This window comes from Novosphingobium sp. KA1, assembly GCF_017309955.1.
GTDB lineage: Bacteria > Pseudomonadota > Alphaproteobacteria > Sphingomonadales > Sphingomonadaceae > Novosphingobium.
Genome location: NZ_CP021248.1, coordinates 322,107 through 342,462, shown reverse-complemented (window position 1 = coordinate 342,462; position 20,356 = coordinate 322,107). Strand labels below are relative to the sequence as shown.

Annotated in this window: 25 protein-coding genes and 4 pseudogenes; 10 read left to right on the top strand and 19 right to left on the bottom strand. The window is 61.0% G+C overall.

Translation table 11 applies throughout. The features are described 5' to 3' along the window. Positions 1 to 39: 39 nt before the first annotated feature. The 8 genes from CA833_RS19295 to CA833_RS19260 all read right to left on the bottom strand — a co-directional run bounded on the left by CA833_RS19295 (position 40) and on the right by CA833_RS19260 (position 8,059). Entirely contained in the window at positions 40 to 1,449 is a 1,410-nt protein-coding gene (locus CA833_RS19295) for an efflux transporter outer membrane subunit (protein WP_207080813.1), read from the bottom strand. Further along, positions 1,443 to 2,342 (bottom strand): efflux RND transporter periplasmic adaptor subunit, encoded by a 900-nt coding sequence (locus tag CA833_RS19290; RefSeq protein WP_054435082.1) that lies wholly within the window; start codon positions 2,340 to 2,342, stop codon positions 1,443 to 1,445. The genes CA833_RS19295 and CA833_RS19290 overlap by 7 nt, the downstream gene beginning before the upstream one ends. A 1-nt stretch (position 2,343) precedes the next feature. Next, entirely contained in the window at positions 2,344 to 2,568 is a 225-nt protein-coding gene (locus tag CA833_RS19285) for a DUF1656 domain-containing protein (RefSeq protein ID WP_054435086.1), read from the bottom strand. Then, positions 2,565 to 4,640, bottom strand: coding sequence for an FUSC family protein (locus tag CA833_RS19280; protein ID WP_207081225.1), 2,076 nt, complete (start codon positions 4,638 to 4,640; stop codon positions 2,565 to 2,567). The genes CA833_RS19285 and CA833_RS19280 overlap by 4 nt, the downstream gene beginning before the upstream one ends. Positions 4,641 to 4,785: 145 nt before the next feature. Continuing rightward, positions 4,786 to 5,055 (bottom strand): hypothetical protein, encoded by a 270-nt coding sequence (locus CA833_RS19275; RefSeq protein WP_054435089.1) that lies wholly within the window; start codon positions 5,053 to 5,055, stop codon positions 4,786 to 4,788. Positions 5,056 to 5,436: 381 nt separating this feature from the next. Further along, positions 5,437 to 5,766: a hypothetical protein gene (locus CA833_RS19270; RefSeq protein ID WP_231635531.1), complete on the bottom strand. Its 330-nt coding sequence runs from the start codon at positions 5,764 to 5,766 to the stop codon at positions 5,437 to 5,439. A gap of 225 nt (positions 5,767 to 5,991) precedes the next feature. Continuing rightward, positions 5,992 to 6,432 carry a DUF934 domain-containing protein gene (locus tag CA833_RS19265; protein WP_054435094.1) on the bottom strand — a complete coding sequence of 147 codons (441 nt, stop codon included), beginning with the start codon at positions 6,430 to 6,432 and terminating at the stop codon, positions 5,992 to 5,994. Beyond that, on the bottom strand, positions 6,425 to 8,059 hold the full coding sequence (locus CA833_RS19260) for a nitrite/sulfite reductase (RefSeq protein ID WP_207080812.1): 1,635 nt from the start codon (positions 8,057 to 8,059) through the stop codon (positions 6,425 to 6,427). The genes CA833_RS19265 and CA833_RS19260 overlap by 8 nt, the downstream gene beginning before the upstream one ends. 225 nt (positions 8,060 to 8,284) lie before the next feature. Between CA833_RS19260 and CA833_RS19255 the strand changes: the two genes are divergently transcribed. Further along, positions 8,285 to 8,728, top strand: coding sequence for an Rrf2 family transcriptional regulator (locus tag CA833_RS19255; protein WP_207080811.1), 444 nt, complete (start codon positions 8,285 to 8,287; stop codon positions 8,726 to 8,728). Between the two features lie 28 nt (positions 8,729 to 8,756). On the opposite strand, the gene CA833_RS19250 is transcribed toward CA833_RS19255, so the two are convergent. Both CA833_RS19250 and CA833_RS19245 read right to left on the bottom strand, forming a co-directional pair. Then, positions 8,757 to 9,242: a DUF6306 domain-containing protein gene (locus CA833_RS19250; protein WP_054435100.1), complete on the bottom strand. Its 486-nt coding sequence runs from the start codon at positions 9,240 to 9,242 to the stop codon at positions 8,757 to 8,759. Beyond that, entirely contained in the window at positions 9,239 to 10,087 is an 849-nt protein-coding gene (locus CA833_RS19245; RefSeq protein WP_054435103.1) for a LysR family transcriptional regulator, read from the bottom strand. The genes CA833_RS19250 and CA833_RS19245 overlap by 4 nt, the downstream gene beginning before the upstream one ends. A gap of 64 nt (positions 10,088 to 10,151) precedes the next feature. On the opposite strand from CA833_RS19245, the gene CA833_RS19240 reads away from it, so the two are divergent. From CA833_RS19240 to CA833_RS19205, 9 genes and pseudogenes are all read left to right on the top strand, one after another. Next, positions 10,152 to 10,625 carry a hypothetical protein gene (locus CA833_RS19240; RefSeq protein ID WP_207080810.1) on the top strand — a complete coding sequence of 158 codons (474 nt, stop codon included), beginning with the start codon at positions 10,152 to 10,154 and terminating at the stop codon, positions 10,623 to 10,625. A 53-nt stretch (positions 10,626 to 10,678) separates the two neighbouring features. Then, the gene (locus tag CA833_RS19235; protein WP_054435107.1) at positions 10,679 to 10,858 is read left to right on the top strand and encodes a hypothetical protein; all 180 of its coding nucleotides are present in this window, start codon (positions 10,679 to 10,681) and stop codon (positions 10,856 to 10,858) included. A gap of 97 nt (positions 10,859 to 10,955) precedes the next feature. Then, positions 10,956 to 11,597: a peroxiredoxin gene (locus CA833_RS19230; protein ID WP_207080809.1), complete on the top strand. Its 642-nt coding sequence runs from the start codon at positions 10,956 to 10,958 to the stop codon at positions 11,595 to 11,597. 189 nt (positions 11,598 to 11,786) lie between these two features. Next, positions 11,787 to 12,272, top strand: a complete 486-nt coding sequence (locus CA833_RS19225; protein WP_242526541.1) for a carbonic anhydrase — start codon at positions 11,787 to 11,789, stop codon at positions 12,270 to 12,272. Continuing rightward, on the top strand, positions 12,269 to 12,604 hold the full coding sequence (locus CA833_RS19220; RefSeq protein ID WP_231635533.1) for a hypothetical protein: 336 nt from the start codon (positions 12,269 to 12,271) through the stop codon (positions 12,602 to 12,604). The genes CA833_RS19225 and CA833_RS19220 overlap by 4 nt, the downstream gene beginning before the upstream one ends. 60 nt (positions 12,605 to 12,664) lie before the next feature. Beyond that, positions 12,665 to 12,865 (top strand): hypothetical protein, encoded by a 201-nt coding sequence (locus CA833_RS19215; protein WP_021318857.1) that lies wholly within the window; start codon positions 12,665 to 12,667, stop codon positions 12,863 to 12,865. Continuing rightward, positions 12,838 to 13,284: pseudogene (locus CA833_RS27010) on the top strand (superoxide dismutase); the annotation flags it as partial. The gene CA833_RS19215 and the pseudogene CA833_RS27010, both read left to right, overlap by 28 nt. 82 nt (positions 13,285 to 13,366) lie before the next feature. After that, positions 13,367 to 13,531: a Fe-Mn family superoxide dismutase gene (locus tag CA833_RS27005; RefSeq protein WP_242526540.1), complete on the top strand. Its 165-nt coding sequence runs from the start codon at positions 13,367 to 13,369 to the stop codon at positions 13,529 to 13,531. A gap of 17 nt (positions 13,532 to 13,548) precedes the next feature. Continuing rightward, positions 13,549 to 13,794 carry a hypothetical protein gene (locus CA833_RS19205; protein WP_054435118.1) on the top strand — a complete coding sequence of 82 codons (246 nt, stop codon included), beginning with the start codon at positions 13,549 to 13,551 and terminating at the stop codon, positions 13,792 to 13,794. A gap of 42 nt (positions 13,795 to 13,836) precedes the next feature. Here the strand turns inward: CA833_RS19205 and hmpA are convergent, their stop codons facing one another. The 9 genes and pseudogenes from hmpA to CA833_RS19160 form a co-directional block, all read right to left on the bottom strand. Then, positions 13,837 to 15,048, bottom strand: a complete 1,212-nt coding sequence (gene hmpA, locus CA833_RS19200) for an NO-inducible flavohemoprotein (protein WP_004206960.1) — start codon at positions 15,046 to 15,048, stop codon at positions 13,837 to 13,839. A 39-nt stretch (positions 15,049 to 15,087) separates the two neighbouring features. Continuing rightward, positions 15,088 to 15,363, bottom strand: coding sequence for a DUF1971 domain-containing protein (locus CA833_RS19195; RefSeq protein ID WP_207080808.1), 276 nt, complete (start codon positions 15,361 to 15,363; stop codon positions 15,088 to 15,090). Beyond that, the gene (locus CA833_RS19190; protein ID WP_054435124.1) at positions 15,356 to 15,835 is read right to left on the bottom strand and encodes a group III truncated hemoglobin; all 480 of its coding nucleotides are present in this window, start codon (positions 15,833 to 15,835) and stop codon (positions 15,356 to 15,358) included. Before CA833_RS19190 ends, CA833_RS19195 begins: the two co-directional genes overlap by 8 nt. A gap of 319 nt (positions 15,836 to 16,154) precedes the next feature. Then, positions 16,155 to 16,883: pseudogene (locus CA833_RS19185) on the bottom strand (tyrosine-type recombinase/integrase); the annotation flags it as partial. A gap of 57 nt (positions 16,884 to 16,940) precedes the next feature. Then, positions 16,941 to 17,390, bottom strand: coding sequence for a hypothetical protein (locus CA833_RS19180; protein WP_054434824.1), 450 nt, complete (start codon positions 17,388 to 17,390; stop codon positions 16,941 to 16,943). After that, positions 17,387 to 18,037: a UPF0149 family protein gene (locus tag CA833_RS19175; protein WP_132470472.1), complete on the bottom strand. Its 651-nt coding sequence runs from the start codon at positions 18,035 to 18,037 to the stop codon at positions 17,387 to 17,389. Before CA833_RS19175 ends, CA833_RS19180 begins: the two co-directional genes overlap by 4 nt. A 43-nt stretch (positions 18,038 to 18,080) precedes the next feature. Further along, positions 18,081 to 18,575, bottom strand: a pseudogene (locus CA833_RS19170) (Tn3 family transposase); the annotation flags it as partial. Further along, the gene (locus tag CA833_RS19165; protein ID WP_142632503.1) at positions 18,574 to 19,521 is read right to left on the bottom strand and encodes an IS481 family transposase; all 948 of its coding nucleotides are present in this window, start codon (positions 19,519 to 19,521) and stop codon (positions 18,574 to 18,576) included. The pseudogene CA833_RS19170 and the gene CA833_RS19165, both read right to left, overlap by 2 nt. 55 nt (positions 19,522 to 19,576) lie before the next feature. Beyond that, a pseudogene (locus CA833_RS19160) lies at positions 19,577 to 20,314 on the bottom strand (DUF4158 domain-containing protein); the annotation flags it as partial. Between the last annotated feature and the right edge of the window lie 42 nt (positions 20,315 to 20,356).

Genomic DNA, 20,356 nt, shown 5'->3' with positions numbered 1-20,356 from the left:
CAATCCAACTTCTGGCGGTGGAGAAAAACACATCGGGCATCAGTTGGACCACCCACCACCAAGTGCGAGGAACAGCGTAATCTGATCGTCATTGATTGCCGCGCGCGCTTCGGCCACGGCCTGATCCGCCGCAATCTGGTCGCGTTCGGCCTCCAACGCGGGCAACGCCGCGATCTTGCCTCCACGCCGCAACTGCCCCATCCGCAGCGCTGCCCGCATGACATCTGCGGATGCGCGATCGAGACCTTCCTGCTGCTCAAGCCCGGCCTGATAATTGGTCAGCGCCGTTTCCACCTCCCGCAATGCCTTGATCACCACGCCATCAAATGCGGCTAGGTCGCCGCGGCTTTGGGCTTCTGTTGCCGCAATGCGGGCGCGAACAGCGTGTCGGTTGAGCGTCCAGCTGATCAGCGGGCCGAGACCGAAACGGTTGGTGAGCGGCGACAGGAAATCAGCGGCAGCACCGGTGGAACCGACCGATGCTCCCAGACGGATGTCGGGATAGAGATCGGCGGTGGAGACCCCGATCCGCGCTGTCGTCGCGGCGAGACGGCGCTCAGCCATACGGATGTCGGGCCGGCGCTTGAGCAGCGCCGCACCATCGCCAACGGGGATCACGCGTCTCAGCGCTAGCGATGCGTGACAGGCGAACAGGCCAGTATCCGCTTCGCCCGGCGTGCGACCAGCCAGAGCCGTGACACGAAAAAGGGCGTTGCGCTGACGCGCCACCAACCGTGGCAGCCGTGCCTTGCTGGTTTCGAGCAAGGCTTGCCGCCGGTCCAGTTCATAGGGTGCCGCGCGCCCATGCGACACCATGATCCGGGTCAGACGAACGCTTTGCTCCAGAACGGCAATCGCACGACCCAGCACATCGCGCTGATAGCCCGCGTTGCAGATATCGGCATAGGCGCGCGCCGTTTCGGCCGCGACGGTCACGCGCACCAGATCGCGCGCTGCGACGGCCGCTTCGGCATCGGCGTTCGCCGCCTCGATCCCACGCCTTATTCCGCCAAACAGATCGAGATCATAGCTGGCGCCAATCCCCATATTGTAGATTTGCCGCGTCGGCGGCTTCACATGGTTCAACTCGGCTTCCGCCGAGCGCTGGGCCCAGCTTGTTTCGGCATTGACGCTGCCCTGGATCTCCCGGCCCACATTTCGCTCGTCAAGCAAGGCCTGGCTGCGTTCGAGATTGGCCTCGGCCACGCGCAGGTCTGTATTGGCGAGGAATGCCTGTTCGATCAGCCCGTCGAGGACCGGGTCCTCGTAGAGTCGCCACCAATGATCTGGCAGCGGTTCCTGTGTCGTAACGACGCTTCCTGATTGAAATGCGCCTTGCGCCATAGGCGACTTCACCATCGCGGCGTCGGGCACATGATAGTCGGAGCCGACCACCGTGCATCCACTCAGGGCGGCTGCGGCCGCCAGTACCAGCGAACGCCTTACCATGGCAGGCTCCGGTGCACACTGCGCCCGTCATCGCGCGGATGAACGACAACCGTGGCCGTCTGGCCCGGAATCATCCGCACATTGGGCGGAATCCTGTCGATCGTCACACGCACCGGAATGCGCTGCGCCAGACGCACCCAGGTGAAGGACGGATTCACATTGGCCAATTGTCCGTCGGCACCGGCCCGCTCGCGATCCTCAACACCGCCCGCGATGCTCTGGACATGCCCTTCGATCTCGTCGGCAACCCCCATCAGATAGATGCTCGCAGGGTCGCCGACCCGGATCGCCGGCAATTTGGTTTCCTCAAAATAGCCTTCAACACGGAGCGAGTGATCATAGACCAGCGCCAGCGCAGCCTTGCCGGCGGTCAGATAAACCCCGGGCTGGAGCGACATGTTGGATACGGTCCCGTCTACCGGCGCGCGCACGACTGTTCGTTCGAGATTGAAGCGGGCGAGGTCGCGCGCCGCGACGGCCTGCCCGATCGTCGCCCGCAGCCCTTCGACCCGCGCTGTGCCCTGCTCGATCACTTCGGCGGCGATCACCTCGGGCATGGCGCGGTTGCGCCGATCTTCCTTCACTGCCTGCGTCAGGGCTGTGCGCTGGCTTGCCACATTAGCCTCGGCCTGCTCCAGCGCGAGCCGGTAACGCGGGCGGTCGATGATGAAGAGCACGTCGCCTTTTCGAACCGTCTGGTTGTCGGCGACTTTCACCTCGGTGACGAGCCCGCTGACATCGGCGGCAACCGGTACCATGTCCGCACGCACCTTGCCATCGCGTGTGACCGGCTCGACCTGATAACGCAGCCACAGTGCATATATCCCCCCCAAAATCACGAAAATGACGAGGAGCGTGGCGAGCGATCGCAGGAGATTTTGTCGATGCAGCATGTCAGGAAGCGATCCATCGGTAGAGAAGGCTATCGGCGAGAGCGCTCAGGCCCCACCACAGCAGAATGAAGAGAGCGAGTTCGAGCAGGCTCGGATGCCAGAGTAGCCGATAAGCCGGCAGGCGCTGCAGGAGCCCCCGCGCAAGATAGACGAGGACCGCCGCCAGAACGCCCCAGACGAGCGCCGCAGGCATGTAGACGCCGAGCACATTGAGTTCCTCGATCATGCGCCCCCCCCTGCCCTTACCGTAGCGATGTCGGGTGCTCCGGCGGCCGGGAAGAGATTGCAACGCATCCCGACAAGCGCCCGCAAGGCAGGCCGGCGATGCGCGTCGAGTGGCTGGCTGAGGAGTGCCTCCAAGGCCCGATCGATCGGATCGAGCAGCCCAGGCGGCGGCGCATCCGCATGGCCATGCCGCCAGCGCTCGCCATAAAACACCGTCAGCCCGGCAAGTACCGCGCCCAGGCGGTGACGCACGTCATGCGGGACATGAGACAGCGCCCGGCGGATCGGGATGATGTTGCGGCCGATCCTGAGGTCCGCCAGACCATCGGCGGCGTGGAGCGCATCGCCGGCGGTGGCCACAGCCATGCGCGCAGCCACCTGCCCGAGCCGGTCGACCGCTCTGGCCGTCCAGCGGTCCGGGCGGAAGGGTCTGCGAATATCGGCAAGCAGGGCAAGCTCACTCCAGTTCGCGCGCAGGATGCGCCGCGCGGTCCACAGAACATTGGCCGATCGGAACATCCGCGTCACCGCAAGTGTGGTGACAATTCCACCGAGTTGCGCCAGCCCGGTGTTGATGAACAGTGCAAAATCCGCCTGGAATCGCGCAAGAAAGCCCATGGCGACAATGAAGCAGGAGAACATCGGCAAGGCCTGCGGCGAGCGCGCGGGATCGGCCTGGATATAGCCCATCCACAGGAGGGCCGGAGCCAGGGTGATGATCAGCATCTCATAACCATCGACCCGGGGGAGGATCACGAAGAGGTAGAGGGCCGCCAATGGGAAAGTCTTGAGCGTCGCCACGAGATAGCGACCGATCACCGGCGCGGGATCGTCCTGCGCCGCAAAGGAACAGGTGATGAGCGCGGCAAAGGCAGCCGTCGCCGATCCGTTCGGCCAGGCAAGCAGGATCCAGACGGCACAATAGAGCGCGATCGCCGTGGCGGTCGCTAGTCCCGCCAGCGCGGCGACGCCATGATCGCGGGCAAGGGAAAAGGGTTCTGCGGCGAGAATTTTATCACTGGGTCGCCCCGGTGACCCGATCCTGCCCGCCAGTCTTCGGCACGCCGCCAAAGCGGTCAGGAACTCGGCGATGCGGATGCAGGCGCTCGCGGTCAGCAATCCGCTCCAGCCTCCGCGCGTCTCCCCGGATTCCGCCAGCGCCTCGCACCGCCGCACCAGCGGTCCCACCCGGTGCAGTTCACTTTGTTCATCGTCCAGCCAGTCGGTGATGTCGGCAAGCAAAGCCCCGAGCTCCGGCGGAAGATCGCCGCTTTCGCGCAGGCGATCGAGCCGGTTCGCCGCCGCCGAGGCAAGCGGCAGGATGGTGGCGAGTTGCTGTTGCAGTGCCGTAACTCGCCGCCGGGTCGCGGGCGCCCAGCGCTGATCGAACGGCAAATGGACCGCGATCATGCCAAGCTCGGTGACGTCTGCCGCCAACATGCGCCGATGCGCATCCTCGAGGCGTGTATGCTGACTGCCAAGCGCTTCGGCCGTCCAGCGGCGAGCATGGCCCAGAAAGGATTGGACGCGTGCGCGGATAGCCGGCGTCGCGCTCCAGGGTTGCAGCAGCGCATGGACCGCGGTCACGCACAGGATCGCGACCGTCATCTCCTGCACGCGCGCGGCTGTCGTCTCGAAAATATTGCCCGGATCATCGAGATAGGGAAAGCTGATCACCGCTGAGCTGAACGCCGCCATCTGGAACAGGAAAGCACGCGGGGTGCGATCAAGAACCGCAAGATAGATGCAGAAACCTGTCCAGGCCGCGAGGCACAAGACCAGAAGTTCGGGCGAGTTCTGCAAGTTGGGAACGAGCAGGATCGTGACAGCGGCACCGGTTAGTATGCCGCCCAGACGGTAGAGAACCTTGGGCCGAAAGGCACCGGCCATGGGTTGAGCGGTAACGTATACCGTCAACAGAGCCCACCAGGGGCGCGGCAAACTGGCTGAGAAGGCGATGGCCAGCGTGGCGGCGGCCGCCAGCAAGCTGCTGAGCGAGAAGAGCAGCTTCTGGGGGTCAACCACAAAGGGAGAGGCTGACAGGCGTTTCCTGCCTGCAAACGCAACAAGCATCACTTACCACCATGACAAACGGGATTGTCACGATCGAAAGCGACCGTGGTCATTTCCTCCCATGGATATGAGAAGGCCCTTTAACCGAGCTGGTGCGTTAAACCGTAGGTCAAAATATTGATGGATAAACGCAAATATTTTGCACTTAATCTTTTCTTGTGGGGAAACCCGGATTCGCGCCACGGTCTGCCTTGTCCGAAGCATCAGACATGTCCTGCCCTTTCCCCGAAACGAAGAAAGCGGCGATCGGCACGGCCAGGAAAATGAGCAGCATGATCTGCTCTTCTCTCAGAAGGCGATATTCGCTGAGACAATAGAGGATGAAGGCGAGTCCAGCGAACCCGAGCGTCCATAGCGCCCGCTGCAACGTGAATATGGCCTGCGTAGAAGGGTCTCGCGACATAAGCCTCTTCATGCGGCATCCTCTCCCGTTGATGCTCGCTCTCGACCAGCTATCTTCACGGTCTGTTGAAGCAGGAGTGAATGATTGCCCGCGATGTCGCAAACGAATATTTTTGCAGGTTATCCGCAAAACTTCTGACGTTTATTCGACAGCATCGCATATACCAAGCCGTAGGACAGGAATGCCTATTCCTTCGTGGTCAAGCCTGGGACTCCGCCCCCAAAGCCGCCTCGACCAGACGACGCACCTTCCCCCGGCATGCAGCTTCCGAACCGCTGGCAGCGGCTTCACGCCGAGCGCGCCTGACGAAATTGCGCATTTCAGCGAAGCTCGGCCTTCTGTTCTGGCCCAGCACCGCGATGAGAGCGGGATAGATCCAAGGTTGCGTCGCCATCACCGTCTTCCTCCAGGAATGGCGAAGCGGCCCGGCTTCGTGTCGCGCGACGGCCCTCCTCCCTGTTCTTCCCGACCTACAAAATAGAACAGGCCCGATCCAACCACAGCGAATATGGTGACCATTTTCACGAACTCACTGTGCCCTAACGCAGCCAGCCAAGCGCCACCGACTATGATGAGCAGAAGAGGCGCGCCCCAGCGCGGATGATGAACACTTGTGGCCACCCACCAGGCCAGACAGGAGAGCGATACCGCCACCAGAAAGCTGCCCAGCGTCAGGCCGATAGAAATGACCAGGATTTTCAACATCGGCATATTGGCCTCCATTGACGCCCCTCCGACTCCCACATTCCAATATATCGCATCACGATATATTTACAAGTGGCGCGTCCGGTGCGTTCGCAGGCGTTGGCTTTAAGGCGGTGTTCGCGGCCGCGCACTCGCAGCGCACACGCGTTTCAAAGCTACAGAAGTGCCCATCATCGTCTCAACCTCGCCTGCCAGGACGAACGCAAAGGCTCCCGAAACTTCAAACCAGAAGAAGAAATTGCGTCATCCGGTGGCGCATTGAGGATGCCGCAGTGCCCAGATCGGCACGCGCCCATCGGTCGTGGACTGATAGACGTCAGGATAGCGGCGCAGCGCCGCGTCGACGGCATCCGGATCGAAGGGCTCGTCGGGCTCGAAGCTGTCGAAGCCGCAGCGCCGCATGAAGAATAGGAGATCAACGAGCACGTCACCGATCGCGCGAATTTCGCCTGTGTAGCCCGCCTCGCGCAATATGCTCGCGCTGGAAAAGCCACGGCCGTCGCGAAACCGCGGAAAGGCAATCTCGACGAGCCGCACGCGGCCAAGCTCAGGCAGCAAGGCGCGAGCATCATCGCCCGCCTCGAGAAGCACCGAGGTCGCGTCCTTCTGATCGAGAAACGCATCCAGCGAGACCCCTGGCTCATCGGGCGCCGGATCGTCCCGGAAGCGCAGCGGATCACCCATAAATTGCCTCCTTGAACGGGTTCATGCCGACGCGGCGATAGCAATCGAGGAAGCGTTCGCCGGGCTCGCGGATCTCGCGGTAGCATTCGATGGTGCGTTCGACCGCATCGACAATTCCGACCTCGTCGAAGCCCGGGCCGGTGATCTTCGCCTGCGAGACATCCTCGGCACCGGACCCGCCAAGCAGCAACTGGTAGTTCTCCGTTCCCTTCCGGTCGACGCCAAGGATGCCGATATGGGCCGCGTGGTGATGACCGCAGGCGTTGATGCAGCCTGAAATCTTGATCTTGAGTTCGCCGAGATCGAGCTGACGATCGAGATCGGCAAAGCGTTCGGCGATCTGCTGCGCGACGGGTATCGAACGCGCATTGGCGAGACTGCAATAATCGAGGCCCGGACAGGCGATGATGTCGGTGACGAGGCCGAGATTGACACTTGCCAGTCCCGCCGCGTGGAGCGCCTGCCAGACCGCATGGAGATCCCGCTTGTGGACATGCGGAAGCACGAGGTTCTGGACATGCGTCGAGCGCAGGTCATCGAAACTATAGCGCTCGGCAAGGTCGGCCACGATCTCCATCTGCTCGGCTGAAATGTCGCCGGTTATACCCCCGTCGGGTTTGAGGCTGATATTGACGATGGCATAGCCGGGCGCCTTATGTGCGGCGACCTGGCGATCGACCCATAGCGCGAAGTCGGGATCGGAGCGGTCGAGCTCCTCAGAAAGCCCGGTCTCGAACGGCGGCGGGTCAAAATGGGCGGCAATCCTGTCATACTCGGCCTGCGGAAAATCCCGGCCCAGCGTCAGGATGTGCTCGAACTCCATCTCCACCTGACGGCGGAACTCTTCTTCCCCCAGTTCATGAACAAGGATCTTCATCCTCTGCTTGTGGATGTTGTCGCGCCGCGCATGCCGGTTCCACACCCGCAGGATCGCCTGGATATAGGAAAAGATCTGGCCTGCCGGACAGAACGTCCTGATCGGGAAAGCGATAATCGGCGTGCGCCCCATACCGCCGCCAGCATAAACCTCGAACCCCTGTTCGCCCATCCCGTTCTTGACGATGCGCAACGCGCAGTCATGCCAACGTAGCGCGGCACGGTCCTCCTGCGCGGCGATCACCGCGATCTTGAACTTTCGCGGTAGATAGCTGAATTCTGGATGGAACGTCGTGGCCTGGCGGATCAGTTCGGCCCAGGGCCGCGGATCGCATATCTCGTCGGGCGCAGCTCCAGCATAGTGATCGGCCGACAGGTTGCGGATGCTCTCGCCGCTCGTCTGGATGGCATGCATTTCCACCGTCGCGAGCTCAGCGAGGATGTCGGGTGCCTCCGCCAGTTTGATCCAGTTGTATTGGATGTTTTGCCGCGTCGTGAAATGACCGTAGCCTCGGTCATATTTGCGCGCGATATGCGCCAGCTTGCGCATTTGCCGCGAATTGAGCGTGCCGTAAGGCACCGCTACGCGCAGCATATAAGCGTGCAGTTGCAGGTAGAGCCCATTCTTGAGCCGCAGAGGCTTGAACTGGTCTTCGCTGAGATGGCCTTCGATCCGACGGCGCGTCTGGTCGCGAAACTCTTCGACCCGGGCATCGACCATGGCCTGATCATACTCGTCGTATTTGTACATATCAGCCTCTCACGCCCAAGGGGACATCAGGATGGCATCACGAGCACTCATGCACAAAATGACTTTTAATGCAGCGATCCATCAAAATAATTGCTCGATAAGGCCGGTCGCTGCAGGCCAACAACCATGGGCCGATCGTTGCAAGCCGGCTCGAGGGCGATCCCGGCCTTAACATGTCTGTGACATACAGGTATGCTGTTGCAGATTGGTTCTCGGGAGTTCTGCGTGCGGCTGACACGCTACACGGATTATTCACTGCGGGTCTTGATTCACCTGGCCCTTCACGAAGAGCGCCTGTGTTCGATCGGCGAAATCGCGCGGGCTTATGATGTCTCCCACAATCACCTGATGAAGGTCGTCAACGCCCTGGCGCACGACGGCTTCATCGAAACCGTTCGCGGTCGCGCCGGCGGCATGCGTCTCGCCCGACCAGCGGATGAGATCACCGTCGGCGAGGTCGTCCGCCGCACCGAGGAAGGCTTCCAACTCGCAGATTGTTCCGGGTGTGCGCTGTCTCCCGCATGTGGACTGACCAGCGTGCTGGCGCAAGGCATGCAGGCGATGATGGCGGTATTCGATACCTACCGGATTTCCGATCTCCTGTCCGATCGTGAGGCCATGAAGCGGCTGATTAACCGCCAATCACCGCTCGGCGTCGGCATGGACTAAATGATACAGCTGCGGATTTCCGCGCAGGTCAATGCTCCGCTTCAAGATGCGCTGCGGCGCGATCGATGTTGACCCGATGGCTCTCGAGCATCTCGCGAAGATCGGCATGCAATGCCTCGTAACGAACCCTAGGGGTCAGAGATTCCAGTTTGCGAACCGCCCAGGCTTGTCCGCGGTTGAGAAAGGCGAGCCTTTCAAGCGGATCAGGGATTGCCAACGCCTTCTTGTAAAAGGCGCCGGTCTTGCGTGAGGGCGCTGCGCCCAATCGCCTGATCTGCCTCGAGAGCATCGCGCACCAACGTGCTTCGTCGGCACGGACCGATCGCATCAGTTCGGCGTAGTCGGGATCGTTCGCCGACTTGGTGCTGGCGAGCGCGACGCGGGCGCCGGCCCGTTCGGCTTCCAGCAGTTCGTGGAGCGCCGCGAGGATCTCCTCGCGACCGGCAAAGCCCATGTAAATGTCATCGGCTTCGCTGGCGTAACAAACGGGCGAGGATGGTTCGTTCACGGTCATGCTGTAATCGCCGCGGCCGCCTTGAGGCCGGCACGAATGCGGTCCATCACGCCCGGGTCGGCCTTTGTGCTGTGGACGACATAGGCCGAGTACGAAAATTCAGGACTTCCGGGGACGAGAGCGAGGCGGCCTTCCTCGAGATAGGAGCGGATGAAGCCTTTGCGAAAATAGCCGCTACCCCCTGTCGCCAGGATATAATCGAGCGCGAGCGGACCATAGCTTATCGAAACGACGGCGTTAGGCTGATCCGGGAAAGCGGCGTGATAGCTCCCGGCAAACTCCTCACCCCAATCGATCTGAACATGATCTTCCGGTGCGAGAGGGCTGCTGGTTGGCGTGGTCCGCACCAGGACCAACTTTTCCTCGAACAAGAGTTCGGCGATGATCCCCGGACGGCTCGGCGCGGCATAGAGCACCGCCATATCGAGTGAGCCATCCTGGACCTGCTCCATCAGGCGTTCGGATGTGTCGATATGGGTGCTTACCGCGATTTCCGGACATTCCCGACGCATCCAGAGCAGCCAGTGCCGCAGCAAGGGACTCCACAGACTGAGCTCGGCGCCGACCGTTACCACGGTCTCCCGTCCCGGCGGGAGCGCGACGGCGCGGCGCGCCCGATCCCAGACCTGCACCATGGTGGTTGCAAAGCGCAGAAACTGCTCGCCCGCCGGTGTCAGCTTCGCACCTGCCTTGTTGCGGATGAATACTGGCCGATCGAGCAGGTCCTCAAGCACCCGGATGCGGGCACTGACTGCGGTCTGCGTGAGGTGAAGGTTCGACGCAGCGTTCACAAAACTGCCGGTTTTGACGACTTCCAAGAATGTGCGCGCAACATTGATATCCATAAGCCATCATCCTTGCGCTCAATGCGCAATAATATTCATTTGCTTGCTTCATGGTAGCGGGCCGATGATGGGATCACAAGGCAAGGCCCGTGTCATCGACCCTGGACAGGCACCAACAACCATAAAGCGTCCAACGGTTTGGGCGAACTTTCAGATGAAACCTTCAGGCCGCTTCACGCCCGAACCGCCGCCGCCGCGGGCCGAAATCTGGAAAGTCAGCATAGCGCTGGCGTCGCTGGTTTTAGGGATAGGCATAGCACTTTTCAGTTTTCACGACGCTGGTGCGATCAGCGACGATGTCTTCGTTGCCGTCGTGGTCTTCGTGATCGCGGTTTGTATCGGTGTGATCCTCTCTCTCGATTGGGAACAAACGGCACATCGCCGAGTGCGTCAGCCCTGGCAGGAAGTGCCCCCTCCGTTTGACTTCATTGCGCTGTGGTCATCTGAAGACCGACAGCCGTCGGGTGAAGATGCCCCTAATCTTCAGGAAACCTGCCGCCGCAAACCGCCTCCCTCGTCACGGACAAAGCTGCCGTGAAGGCTGACAACGATGATGACCGACAAGCGCGTGGACCAGAGCGCCCGCCCTCCATGTCCGGGCTCTATCTGATTTTCGCCGCAAGCATCGCCTTCGTCTCGATCCGCCTTTTTGTCGATTTGCTCCGCCAAAACGGCTTCGTCGCCGAAGGGGACGGCAATAGGATAGTGCTGTTCGCCATGCCGATAGCCCTCCTCGTGATCGTGGGGCTCGGACCGGGAACCCGGCGCTAATTTATATCCAATATCTTTGCTGATAAATAATAATAACATTCGTTTGTATGATGCTTCGTCCATCTCCACATCAGATCTGCGATATGAAGGAGTTCCCATGGCCATTCAGCTCGGGCAGATCGCCCCCGATTTCGAGCAGGACAGCACGCACGGCCGCATCAGCTTCCACGATTGGCTCGGCGGAAGCTGGGGTGTCCTGTTCAGCCATCCCAAGAATTTTACGCCGGTCTGCACGACGGAACTGGGCGAGGTTGCAAAGCTCCGGTCCGAATGGGACAAACGCAACGTCAAACCCATTGGCCTCTCGGTGGATCCGGTCGAAGCCCATCACAAATGGGAGCTCGACATTCACGAAACCCAAGGGACGAAACTCGACTTCCCGATGATCGCGGATGCCAACACCAAGGTGTCGGCGCTCTACGACATGATCCACCCCGAGAGCGACCCGACGGTCACTGTCCGTTCCGTCTTCGTCATCGATCCGTCACGCAAGGTGCGGCTGATCCTGACCTACCCGCCTTCGACCGGTCGGAATTTTGCCGAGATTCTCCGTGCCATCGACAGCCTTCAACTTACAGATGCCCGTAGCATCGCAACGCCCGTCAACTGGGAACCTGGCGAGCCGGTCGTCATATCGCCGAAGCTGTCGGACGAGGAGGCATCCCGGCAGTTCCCACAAGGCTACAAGACACTGAAGCCCTACCTTCGGTTCGTCGATCTGCAGGCTCCCGGGCAATGAGGCAATTGGAGGAGAGTGGAAAAAGACAGACCGCCGCCGACGGAGCAGACGACGGCGGCCTCTCCGACCTGTTGGCCCGCAACCGCGTATGGGCTGACGCCAAAACCCTGATCGATCCCGGATTCTTTAAAACGGCTCGTAGGCCAGCAGCGGCCACGCTACTTCTGGATCGGCTGTTCGGACAGCCGGGTGCCGGCCACCGAAATCGTCGATCTCGATCCCGGCGAGATGCTTGTTCATCGCAACGTCGCCAATCTCGCCACGCCGAGCGATCCTAACTTCGCCGCCGCCTTGGAGTTCGCGGTCGATGTTTTGAAGGTCGAGCACATCATCGTCGTGGGCCATTACGGGTGCGGCGGGATTCAAGCGGCAATGGCACCGGACAGGGACGACGCGATCGGGCTTTGGCTCGCACCGGTGCGTGAGCTCTATCAAACAGTCTGCTGCACCCCGGATACCAATGCAGACCGTTTGTGCGAACATAATATCCGCGCCCAGGTGAAAGCACTCGCAGCCAACCCATTGGTTCTTCGGGCCTGGGCGCGGCACGCTGCGCTAACGCTTCACGGTTGGGTCTACGCCATTGGAGACGGCCTTCTCCAACCGGTCTGCTCACCCGTCAGCCGCCACCCCGATGAGGCAGTTCCCAAACTCCGGATTGCAGGCGCGTCATGATCGCCATGCGCGCCCTGTGCCGCGTGAGGGCGATTGGCCATGACGACAGCCTCGTCGACGCCATCTCCGCCTGCAAGGGCGCGAGTGAACCCGATCGCGACATTGATGCACGGATTGCGCTGGCCGTATTTCCGGCACTGCGCAGCTTGACCGTTATTGCTCCGGGAGTCTGGCTGCAGGACGACGGCAACCACGTTCGGGCACTGCTCTACACGGCGACTTGCCGCGCTGCCGCTATGTTGGTGCCATCCGGCTATTGGATCGAAGCCGGCCCCCAGGGGAACCACCGTGGTGGGCGAGCTTGGCCAATGGACAGCCCATCACCCGGTTGAGGCAATCGCCCTGTGCATGGCCGCGCTCGATGCGCGAAGGGCGGAGCTGTCCTATGCACATTGACCGTTCTCACCAAAGACCATTGCAGCGCCCTGTGCGGCTGCATCAGCAATGGTCCCGCAGCGCTCATCATCAGGGCCTTCCTACCGACTTATCTGCGCCGGATGGTGCCGCATCATCACGCCTCGGCCGAAACGATTTCCGGCGCTATTTCTGCTCAAGGAGACAAGCGATGGCTGATCAAAGCCGCAATGCTGTAATAGCTCAATCCGACCTTGAGAGGCTCGTCTTCGAATTGCCTCCCCTGCCCTGTGGGACCAAGGATCTCGAGCCTGTCCTCTCGGCGGAAACACTGGAGATCCACCACGGCAAACATCACGCACGCTACGTGGAAACGCTCAATCGGCTGCTGGCCGAGCAGAATTTCTCGGCCCACACGCTCGAGGAAATCATCCGCATCGCGCACGGCAGCGGCGCGAAGGGCGTCTTCAACAATGCAGCCCAGGCATGGAACCATAGCTTCTTTTGGGAGAGCATGGCGCCGAAAACGGTTAAACCTGCCGGGCTGCTCGCCAGCGCCATTTCGTCCGAATTCGGGAGTCTCGAAACGCTGAGACAGCGTTTTTCCGCTGAAGGAACGGGCCATTTCGGATCGGGTTGGGTCTGGCTCATCGCGAAGCGCGACAAGCTCGAGGTGATCTCTACCCACGACGCGGGTAGCCCAATCCTTGAGGAAGGGGTCGCCGCTGCTTGCTTGCGATGTGTGGGAGCATGCCTACTACATCGATTACCGCCAGGATCGCGCGGGCTGGATCACGTCCTGGTGGAACAGGCTCGCAAATTGGAGCTTCGCCGAAACGCAGTTTGACGCGGCGATCGGCCAGGGCAAGCCGTGGCGCTATCCACCATCACAGACCGCCCGTTGAATAAGGAGGAGAAGTAAATGCTCGTTGACGTTTGGGCTGGCGATAGCAGTTCCCCAGCAGCCTGGGGCAGTTTTCACTTCGCGCGGTCACCCCAGGCAGGCGAAGAGATCGAGATCGACGGAACGGTCGTCGTCGTGACGCGGGCCTGGCATCGGCCCAGCATCTATTACAAGGGTGCCAAGTTCGCGATTCTCGTCGAGGAACCTGTCGCTGACGCCCAAGTGCGTCCAGAAGTCCGAGATCACGCCGACATGGCGGTTTGAGTAGACGCGGAGAAGGGCGATGTCGCCCTTCTCCGCGCTCAGTCAGGCGGCGAGCAATTCGTCCGCCGGACCGAAGAATTCGTAATGAATGCGGTCGGATGGGACGCCAGCCAGCGACAAGGTCGAGACGGCGTGCCGCAGAAACGGGCGTGGTCCGCAGATATAGTAATCGGCCTCACCTACAGGCGTGTTGGCGACCAGCCATTCATCGGTAATGATGCCGGCGACGTCATAATCCCGTCCTGCGACTTCATCTTCGAGCGGGGTCTGATGAAAATCGGTGACGGTGATTGACTTGCCCCGCCCAGCGACAGCGCGAACATGATCACGCATTGCGTGGGTATCGCGGTCATGAGTTCCGTGGACATAGTGCACGGGGACTCCCGCCTCGCCCTCAGCAAGCGTTTCGAGCATGGCCACCATCGGGGTCAGCCCCACGCCGCCCGACAGGAGGATCACCGGGCGTTCGACATGCGCTGCCAGGAAGAATTCGCCTGCAGGCGCGGCAACTTTGAGCACCGTGCCCGGCTTGGCTTCATCATGAAGCCAGCCTGACGCAAGACCAAGCGGCTCACGCTTGACCGAAATGCGATAGGTTTCGCCGTTGGGGGCTGCTGAAATCGAATAGTTGCGCTTGACTGGCGGATGTCCCGGAATTTCAAGCCAGAAGGTCAGATATTGCCCGGGCTTGTGCCGCATGACGGCCCCGCCATCAACGGGGCGCAGAACGAAGGAATTGATGACGCTGCTCTCACGCACGACGTCCTCGACGCGAAAATCGCGCCAGCCATTCCATCCGCCGGTCGCGTCCTTCTGTTCTGAGTAGACTCGCTGCTCGCGGGCGATCAGGATGTTGGCCAGGAACCAGTAGGCTTCGCCCCAGGCAGCGAGAATTTCATCGGTGGCCGCATCCCCCAGCACCGCCTTGATCGCCCCCAGGAGCGCCTCGGCAACGTGCGGATAATGTTCGGGCAGAATTTGCAGGCCAACATGCTTCTGCGCGATCCGCTCGACCGCCGGGGCAAGCGCACCGAGATTTTCGATGTTGCTCGCATAGGCGAGAATGGCGCCGGTCAGTGCCCGCGGCTGCGAACCGGCATCACCATGGTGCGATTGGTTGAAAAGGTCGCGAATGTTCGGGTTCTGGAACATCCGGGAATACATCTCGTTCACGATGTCGAGGCCATGTGCTTCGAGCGCGGGGACGGTCGCCTTGACGAGCGCGATGGTCTGATCGCTGAGGGGCTGCGTCATCAACTTCTCCTTTTTGAATGCGTTGAAAATCCCGGAATGTCAGAGCTTGGGAATGTGATCGTAAAAATCCACCTGCATCTTCATCGGCCCTGTCGGCGTTACGAAATGCGGTTGCTGAGGGAGAATCAAGCCAGGCTGGTCAGGCGTCAGGACGATCTCCGAAGGTGGCTCGAGGTAGGTTAGCCGGAGTTCGCCCTCCAAAACCCGGATCACGCCCCAAACACCAGCCTTCGTGTCATGTCGCGCGCGCAAGGCAGCCGGCAGAGTGTCCTGGTCGAACACCGGCGTGGAACGGTAAGGCAATATTTCACCCATGGGTTTGCCCTGGTCGCTCGATGGCATCCTTACGTTCCGCGTTGGCGACCGATGCAGCACTCCGTTCCTCCAGTTGGAAGAACATCGCCAGTTGCAGGCTCTCGGCGATGCGCCGCGCCTTCGCTTGTAGCGCCGCTGCCGCTTCGGGCGTCATCCTGTCATTGGTCGTTTGAACCCAGAGTGCGAGCCACCGCTCGAACAGCGCGGGCGTTATCCTGGCCTTATGCTTCAAATGGGCCGGCACCGGTTGCCCCTTGTATCGGCCACTGGTGAGCATGACGGAGGACCAGAACGCAGTCAGCTTCCCAAGATGCTCCGGCCAGTCATCGATCGCATCGTTGAAAATCCGCCCAAGCGCGGGGTCGGTGCGGACCCGCGCGTAAAATTCCTCCACCAAAGGAGTCAGCTCTTCTTCTCTGATTTTCGAGACACCGTCCACGACTCGCGCTCCAATCATGTATATATAATACATCTATCATGATTGCGCATAAACGCAAGGCTAGCGCATATTTCCAGGTCGTCGGTCGCGGCGATGTACACAGCCTGAGAAACTGCTCAGCCCCGCTAGTTTAGCCTTGAATCCGAAACACGAAGGCATAGCATCAGCCAGCGACCCGAAGGAGTCTCGGTAAGACGTAGACACCTTTCCTTGCCCGCCCGTCAAAAGACGGGCGGGTTTTCTTTTCCGATTCCGTCGGACATTCGCTGGAACGCTAATCCGCGTGATCTGGCGCACTCGGAATTTTCAAACACCGTCACAAATACCTAATTGTGCGCAGCTCAAGATCTACTCACCCGATTTTCGCGATCAAGCGGCCGGCGGCACCCTGCTCAGCCGCCAGATTGCGATTATAGGCGAGCGGCATCCGGGGACTCTTCCAGCGTAGCGCATCCATGATCCCCGCCAGATCCTCGCCGCTCGCAAACAGATCCTGGTTCAAGCCCACCCGCGTCGAATGCGCGCTCACGCCCTTGAGCAACTGCGCCAGATCATCGGCGGTGAGGTCGCTCAGCGCGCCCTTGTCGAAGGCGCGCCGGATCATTGCCCGCCAGATCGGCCCGATCGAACCCGGGTGCAACGCCCCCTCTCCCACATCATATTCGGTGCGCGCCGGCACCGCCGACTTCGGCAACGTCTTGCGCAGATCCCAGCTTTCGCGGCCAGAAATCGTCTCGATCCGCCGCCCCTTGACCGCGGCCCGCGCCTTGTAGCGGCGCACCTGCACCCGGCGAAACAGCGGTCCCTCCTCGATGTCGGCAGCCGCAGTCCAGGCGGCGATCGCCCGCACCGAGCGCGGGCTGAGGAACGCGGTCGCGCCCTTTCCCTCCTGATCGCCCTTGCTGCGCGAAATCGTCAGCAGCCGCGCCTCGGGATCGATGGCGTCCACAATGTGCTCGACCTCGACCGCGACCAGCTCGGAGGCGCGCAAGCCCGTGTCGTAGGCGACCGACAGCAAAGCCCGATCCCTGAGCCCCGGCAAATCATCCGCGCAGGCCTCAAGCAGCCCCCGCACATTAAGGGGTCAGTTCCGGTAGGGGGCGAAATGACACCCTAAGCGATCAGTCAAGGCTTTTCGCTATCGTAGCCGTGCTGGCTCGGCAATTTCATCGGCCTCTCCAGGCGTCGCATAGACCTCCTCGCGGATGATCCGATTGGTGATCTCGAGGAGATGGGCGGAGAGGGCCTCGCTGAGTTCCTCGAACTCGGGCCACAAGACCTGGTTGATGAAACTGACGGGCGCATGGACGATCACGGTCTGGCGATGCATGCGTGAATAGCGGAACGGCTTGAGGCCATAGCGCCTGCAGAGGGCTGTGAAGAGCTGCCGTGACCACGGGTCTGGAATCGAGAACTTGAACTCTTCCGACGTTTCGCGGCGGCTCGTTTCAGTGAACTGGCGCCTGATACGTTCTGCGGCGGCACCGGCTGCGGCCTTTTCGCCTGCCGTGGCGGCGCCGGCGAACAGGGCTTCGATCTTACGCAGTTTTTCGCGGAGGCGCTGCTCCGCATCCGAATTCTGGTTCAATGCCGCGTTCCCAACGGCGTAGTGATACCGGGGAGGGTTTGGGCGCGCGCCCGCGTGCAGGATAGAACCGCGGCATGGATTTCGGTCTCCATGATCTCGGTCATCACCCGCAGATGCTTGATCGTCTCCTTGATCTGCCCGCGATCCTCAGGTTCGTCCCTGGTGCGTTCGATGAGGTCGGCGATGCCCGCCATCATCGCTCTGATTTCCCCGAGATGCGTGACCGCTTCATGCGCGCGTTCGGGTAGCCCGGCTTCCTCCTCGCCATTGAACAGGCCTTCCACAAAACCTTCGACTTCCTGCGCGCGGACCATGCCCAGATTTCCCAGATTGGCGCTGGTTGGCTCCAGGGGAACACGAGTGGCTCGGAATGGCTTCTTTGGGTCCTGATGGTCGGCCAGTTCGTTCCACAGGCCCATGACCAGGGCGCCAAGCAGCGCATTGGCGTCATCCACGCTGTCAAACTCGGGTAACGCTCCGCCCCATAGGCCGGCGATAACCGCCATGGGTTGCACAGCGGGATCGGGACAGGCGATGTTGCCCAGCAACCGCGTCCTCACTTCGTGGTAAGGAACCGGACAGGCATGCTTGTCGAGCAAGGCGCGGATCGCACGTTCGGTTGGCGGTTTATCCTTGGACTGGCCCATTGTACTTTCTTGCAGATACAGATCACGGCTTTACCGGACAATTTTATAACGGCTCGGCTCCCTTGGGCCAGCGGTATTCGCCGGTAAGCAGGATATGAGCCCATCCTAGCGGCGAGATGTGCGCGAGCAATTCAGGCGGAACGTCGAGACCATCCCGGCGGCGCTGATCGACAGCCTTACCAAGGTGGAGCGTGTTCCAGTAGATGATAATGGCTGCGAGCAGATTGAGCCCCGCGATCCGATAATGCTGGCCTTCGCTGGTCCGATCCCGGATCTCGCCCTGACGGCCGATGCGCAGCGCATTCTTGAGTGCGTGATGCGCTTCGCCTTTGTTGAGGCCGATCTGGGCCCGCCGCTGCATGTCAGCGTCGAGAATCCAGTCGATCAGGAACAGCGTTCGCTCGACCCTGCCTACCTCGCGCAAAGCCAGGGCCAGATCGTTCTGCCGGGGATAGGACGCCAGTTTGCGGAGCAACTGGCTGGGGGTGATCCTGCCGCCGTTGACCGTGGCGACGCTGCGGAACAGATCGGGCCAGTTAGGTGTTTAGTCCCAACATGTGATGGTTAGGTTTGACGATAAAGATGTGAGGCTTTGATTTCCAGAGTTCCTCGACAGCTTCGTAAGGCGTTCGGAACTTGAGCGCCTTGAGCTGCTTGGCGAAGTTGTAGGCGGTCAGCCAGTCACGGACGTGCCGTCGCAGTTCGTTGATCGAGGCGTAATGGAAGGATTTGACGGTCGCCTCCTTGATGGTTCGCACCATGCGTTCGGCCTGCCCGTTGGTCCAGGGATGATAGGGCTTGGTTAGCCGGTGCTCGATACCGTTTTCCTGACAGACGCGGCCGAAGATGTGCGGGAAGGACAGGCCGGTGCCACGCTCGAACTGGGCGAACTGCACGCCGTTGTCGGTGAGGATGGTGTGAATCTTGTAGGGCACCGTCCTGATCAATGCTTTCAGGAAGCCGGCTGCGACCAGCTTCGTCGCTCTGCGATAGATGCGTGCGAAGACCAGCTTGGATGTGCGGTCCACGGCGACATAGAGGTAGGCCTTGCCATCCTCATAACGCAGTTCGGCGATATCGATGTGGAAGTAGCCGATCTCGTAGTTCTTGAACTTCTGCGGCTTCTCGCGATCGGCTTTGGGCAACTGGCTGATCCCATGCCGTTGCAGGCAGCGATGCAACGACGAGCGGCTCAGATGCGGGATCACGTCCTTGAGCGCGATGTAAACATCGTCGAGTGGCAGCCGGGCCTGCACCCGCAGCGCCACGATCGCGGCTTCCTCCATTGGGGAGAGCACAGTGCTGCGCCGCTCCCTCGGTCCCATCGGCAAGTCTTCCACCGATTGCCGCTTGCGCCACTTCAGGACCGTTTTCTCGTTGATCCCGTACTTCTTGGCGAGGTGCGCGACCGAAGCTTGCGATCGCTGTAGCTCTGCTCGAATGGCGTGCGTGGTCTTGGCGCTGCCATGGAGAACCTGGCCCATAAATCCCTCCGCTGTGATGGGGATACTTTTACACCATCACATGTTGGGACCAAACAGTTTCCACCACCGCATCGGCCATGGCCGCTTCCCATTCGATGACGCAGGCCGCGAGAATGGCCAACCGGCGGTTCGCGCCGGTATCGCGCACCTCATCGGTGAAGTAACGCTCCCCCTGCCGGCGTAGCCGTGCAATCCGGTGCATCGGAACACCGGCGAGGCTCTGTACCGACAAACCAAAGCCCTGAAGGAATTCAAGCCGATCCAAAAGACGGTTTGCTGCCGTCGAGTTATGGCCCACCTCGAATTTCCGAAGCCAGACGAACCGGCTGACATTGACGGGCATGACCTCTGTCAACAGCGCGTTCAGACGTTTACGCATTTCGAGATCAAGTCGGCCGACGATACGGGCTTCAATGTGACCCTCGGCTGCAACCAATGCATCAGCGCATAATCGCTCGATTGTCGATATCGCCGGCAGGATGGTCATCGTGTCGCGACAGCGTGCAACGAAGCGGCGGGCCAGATCTTCATTCGAGTGAGCCTGTTCCGCTTCCTCGACGAGCCACTGCCGAAAGGCTCGAGAATAACGACCTTGTCCCGGAAACATGCGATAGCCGTAAATACGGCGCAGCGCTTCCATGTGCTGCTGCCGGGTCTGACGACGGACAGCGTAGCGTACGAGCGCCTCACCCGGGATACCGATTTGGGCGCCCAAAAAGGCCGAGATGGCCTGGGGGATCAGTTCGCCCGGGGCAAGAGCGCGCCCGGGATAGCGCAACGGGCTCTGTTGCAAAAATCGTGAAGCTTGAGCATGCTTGGCGGAGATTGGACGGAC